4 protein-coding genes are annotated in these 4,839 nt (G+C 40.6%); 1 reads left to right on the forward strand and 3 read right to left on the reverse strand.

Annotated elements, in window-relative coordinates; genetic code table 11:
- Positions 1-106: 106 nt before the first annotated feature.
- The 3 genes from H5072_RS21150 to apbC all read right to left on the reverse strand — a co-directional run bounded on the left by H5072_RS21150 (position 107) and on the right by apbC (position 2,689).
- A complete protein-coding gene (locus H5072_RS21150) occupies positions 107-505 on the reverse strand; it encodes a hypothetical protein (protein ID WP_259395928.1) in 399 nt (132 codons plus the stop codon).
- Positions 506-1,021: 516 nt separating this feature from the next.
- The gene (dcd, locus tag H5072_RS11880) at positions 1,022-1,606 is read right to left on the reverse strand and encodes a dCTP deaminase (RefSeq protein WP_002959670.1); all 585 of its coding nucleotides are present in this window, start codon (positions 1,604-1,606) and stop codon (positions 1,022-1,024) included.
- A 6-nt stretch (positions 1,607-1,612) separates the two neighbouring features.
- A complete protein-coding gene (gene apbC / locus H5072_RS11885) occupies positions 1,613-2,689 on the reverse strand; it encodes an iron-sulfur cluster carrier protein ApbC (protein WP_182693631.1) in 1,077 nt (358 codons plus the stop codon).
- A 187-nt stretch (positions 2,690-2,876) separates the two neighbouring features.
- Here apbC and metG point away from each other — a divergent pair.
- Positions 2,877-4,839, forward strand: a 1,963-nt coding sequence (gene metG, locus H5072_RS11890; RefSeq protein WP_182693632.1) for a methionine--tRNA ligase, incomplete at its 3' end; no start/stop codon positions are given.

Below are 4,839 nucleotides of genomic sequence, written 5' to 3' on the forward strand. Positions count from 1 at the left end.
TACTTTTACTTCATAATCTACTGTTGAATCTTTAATATGTTTAAGCCTGATTTCTATCGTAATAGGTGCTTTTTTAAAAAGTTTTTCAAATTTAAAATCATAATTATTAAGTCTTAACATTCTTTTTTTCCTTTGGAAGAGTTTGAAGTTTACCGCCAGTAATGTTGCCGTCAACCTCGACAGCTTCAATAACAAGTTTGGTCACTTTTGGCTCTTCGTTTTCAATAGCATCTAAAATATCTTCGCCCAATTGATTCTTTTCTTTGTATTTTTTAGAGTTCTCCATCGATTCTAAGCTTTTTTTAACCCAAGGGTCTGTCATCTGGTCGCCTTTTTTTGCACCAGTTAACAATTTAGCACCAGGGCCTTTAGCTTCAACAACAAAGTACTCTATGACTTTGTCATTTTCATCTCGCTTAGCCCATATCTGATCGACTCCTGGAACCGGGCCAAAGCCCATTTCCATTTTTGCTGGAGGAGGAGGGTCTGAAAACTCTTTTTCCATATACATGGAAGCACCAAGTTCACCTTTAGTCTCTAAAGCTATAGCTTAAAAAAAACACCTTATCTCCGTGCTTATAAGGTGGCCGAATTTTCTAATTTATTAATTAGCGTATAAATACCTAAACTTTCAGTTTTTACTACTAGAGTAATTTGTTGTATTAACATGCTAAAACTGTCGTATTCAAAATTGGTATTATGCCTACTTACGTCCATAGGTTTAGACACAATCAGCTGATTTACGAAGTCGTTCTTGTGCATATAGATATAGAGTAGAGGTTGTACTGAGTAAAAGAGCCGTTGTTCTGCGTTAATCAATTAAATATGCGGGATTCTGAAGAAAGGTTTTTCTATTGTATATGGCGTAGCTGTATTCAAGCGTTTATGCGGATTGTTAACTTATCAAGCGTACAAAACATGATACGCTCTGTTAATAAAGCAAATGAAGCGCTTAACCAGTACTTTGAACTACTGGGTTATGCGCTTCATAAAATGGACGAGTAATGCCTATATTTGGTGATTATTTATCGTCACTAATACGACTTGCTACTGCGCTGCTTTGATCTTTATATTTTGCATCTTTACGAATATTGTATGGGTTTTCACACGGGCCCGATAACATTTCAAAGCTCATAGCACCAATTTTCATCAGTGGGCGTAGTGCCAGTGGTAATTTACCTGAGTTGTAAAACTCTAAAACAATATTGCCGCTCCAGCCTGGGTCTATTCGATGCGCGGTTACATGCACCATTAAACCCAAACGCGCAAGCGATGAGCGTCCATCTAACCAACCTACTATATCTGCTGGTAGAGTTACTTTTTCATGGGTAATAGCTAGTGCAAGTTCACCTGGGTGTAAAAAGAATGCTTCACCTTCATCAAGCACTATTTCTTCACTCATGATCGATTCCATGGCCTTATTTAGCTGATCTTTTGGACCACTTAAATCGACGTATGCGGCGTTATGCGCATTAAACGTTCTAAATTTATTTCCCAAACGTAAATCGGCAGTCACGCCTGAAATCATCTCGCTCGTTGGCGCAGGCTCAATAACAATGCGGCCATCGCTTAAGTATTCTTTAATATGTGTGTCTGAAAGTCTCATTATTTATTAATCTTCCGTAATCACAATTTCAATTGCATTGTGATGCTGTTGATAATAAAGCGTGCTGGCTATTAGCCTTGCTGCTGCGCTGTATGTTTTGCTTATTGCGGCATCGTTATCGCTTGCAATAAGTTTACCTTGCTCAGAATACTCGCGTATATCTATTGCAAGTGGAATATGGCTAAGTACAGGCACGCCGTGCTTATGCGCCAGTTTTTGTGCACCGTCTTTACCAAAAACGTGGTTAGCTTCACCACAGTGAGTACAAATGTAGTGGCTCATATTTTCTATTAAGCCAAGCACCGGTACGTTTACTTTATTAAACATAGCAATGCCTTTTTGCGCATCGGCTAGCGCTAAATCTTGCGGTGTAGTGACAATAACGGTGCCGCTAGCGGGTACTTTTTGGCTCATTGTAAGCTGAATATCACCGGTGCCCGGTGGCATATCAACAATTAAGTAGTCAAGCTCGCCCCAATCGGTTTCGTTAAGTAACTGGCTCAGCGCGCCTGACGCCATTGGCCCGCGCCACACCGTGGCATCATCGCTTGGAACTAAAAAGCCAATTGACTGCGCTTTAATGCCATTTGAATCAAAAGGCTGTAGCTGTTTGTTATCTTTAGTGACGGGCTCTGCGCCCACTAATCCTAAAAGCATTGGGATAGATGGGCCATAAATGTCAGCATCTAAAATACCCACCTTTGCGCCTTCATTTTTAAGCGCGCCTGCCAAGTTAACAGCAGTAGTCGACTTACCTACCCCACCTTTGCCTGAGGCAATAAGTACAATATGTTTAATCGCTTTAAATTTAGCCGCCTCTTTAATGATAACCTTGGCGCTAATTGTTACAGGCACATTTAAGCTTTCACTTACGTGTTGCTCAACTAAAGGCATTTCTGATTGCCCAGCAAATGGCAGAGTTAATTTAATGTGTAGTGATTTATCGTCATTTTGAGTAATAGTATCAATGAAGCTTTCGTCAATACCGACGGCAAAAGCCGCACTACGATATGCCGCTAAGGCAGTTATAATCGGTTGTTTTTGCACCGATTTAGAAGAGAATAGTTTCGACAGTCCAAACATAGCAATTAAATAGCGTTTCTTTGATGAAAAGTGCCACGGAATTATGTAACATTCAGGGCATTAACACCAGTCAATTAATAAAAATCCATAAGCTGTGCGCACTCTAAGCAGATAGCTTGTAGATAAATTAATGATAATTGCCGTTTGTATGATAAAAACGGCGTTTTATCCTCAATTCGGAATGATTATGACGCAGCGAAAGATCCTGATTACCAGCGCATTACCTTATGCAAATGGCCCTACTCACCTAGGTCATTTATTGGAATATATTCAAACTGATATTTGGTCACGTTTTCAAAAACTACAAGGCCACGAAGCTTATTATGTTTGCGCAGACGATGCCCACGGCACGCCAATTATGCTTAATGCGCAAAAGCAAGGGATCACGCCTGAAGAAATGGTAAAACAAGTGAGCATAGAGCGCCAACGCGACTTTGCTGACTTTAATATCAAATTTGATAACTACCACAGCACCCACAGCCAAGAAAACAAAGAATTAAGCGAACTTATTTATAACCGCCTAAACGATGCCGGTCATATTAAAAAGCACACTATTTCGCAATTATTCGATCCAGAAAAAGGTATTTTCTTACCAGACCGCTTTGTAACAGGTACTTGCCCGACGTGTAAGTCTGAAAACCAAAACGGCGATAGCTGTGATTCGTGTGGTGCTACGTACAGCCCTACCGAACTTATTAACCCGCGTTCTGTAATGTCAGGTGCTGAGCCTGTACTTAAAGATTCTGAGCATTACTTTTTTGACCTGCCAGCATTTGAAGGCATGCTAAAAGAGTGGTTACACTCAGGAACTATTCAACAAGAAATGGCTAACAAGCTAGACGAATGGTTTACCGATGGCTTGCAACAGTGGGATATTAGCCGTGACGCACCTTATTTTGGTTTTGAAATCCCAAATGCACCAGGCAAATATTTTTACGTTTGGTTAGATGCACCTATTGGTTACATGGCGAGTTTTAAAAACCTATGTGACGAAAAAGGCCTCGACTTTGATGCGTTTTGGGCTGAAGGTTCAGACGCAGAGCTTTATCACTTTATTGGTAAAGACATTATCTACTTCCACAGCTTATTTTGGCCAGCAATGCTAGAAGGCGCTAATTTTAGAAAGCCAACTAACGTATTCGCTCATGGTTTTGTAACTGTAAATGGCGAAAAAATGTCTAAATCAAAGGGTACGTTTATTAAAGCGCGTACTTATTTAGATAACTTAAACCCAGAATACTTACGTTACTACTACGCAGCAAAATTAAGTAGCGGTATTGTTGATCTGGATTTAAACCTAGAAGACTTTGCACAGCGCGTAAATTCAGACCTAGTAGGTAAAGTAGTCAACATAGCGAGCCGTTGTGCTGGCTTTATTACTAAAAAGTTTGATGGCAAGCTAAGCAACACTATTATGCAACCAGAGCTGTTAGCAGAGTTTCAAGCGGCTGCACCTAGCATTACAACACACTACGAGAACCGCGATTACAGCCGCGCAATTCGCGAAATAATGGCGCTTGCCGACAAAGCAAACCAATTTATTGATGGCGCAGCACCTTGGGTATTAATTAAAGACGAAACTAAGCAACAAGAAGCACACGAAGTGTGTTCTCTTGGTCTTAACTTGTTCCGCGTTTTAATTACTTACTTAAAACCCGTGCTACCAGGAATGGCAGACAACGTACAAGCGTTTTTAAATGACGACCTTGCATGGGACGGCGTTCAAAATGCACTAGTAAGCCACCCTATCAATAAATTTAAACCGTTAATGCAACGTGTTGAAATGGATAAAGTGAACAAAATGGTTGAAGAATCTAAAGAAAGCTTAGCACCAAAAGTAACAATTGACCCTAACAGCCCGCTTGCAAAAGAGCCAATTAGCGACGAGATTGAGTTCGATGATTTTGCAAAAGTAGACCTACGCGTAGCTAAAATTGCTAAAGCAGAGCACGTAGAAGGCGCAGATAAACTACTTAAGCTAACACTTGATTTAGGCGGCGAAACTCGCCAAGTGTTTGCGGGTATTAAATCAGCTTACGCACCTGAGGATATCGAAGGCAAGCTAACCGTTATGGTTGCTAACCTTAAGCCTCGTAAAATGCGCTTTGGTATGTCTGAAGGCATGGTATTAGCAGCAGGCCCTGGCGGAA

Source organism: Pseudoalteromonas sp. SR45-5 (genome assembly GCF_014163565.1).
In the GTDB taxonomy this organism is placed as follows: Bacteria; Pseudomonadota; Gammaproteobacteria; order Enterobacterales; family Alteromonadaceae; genus Pseudoalteromonas; species Pseudoalteromonas distincta.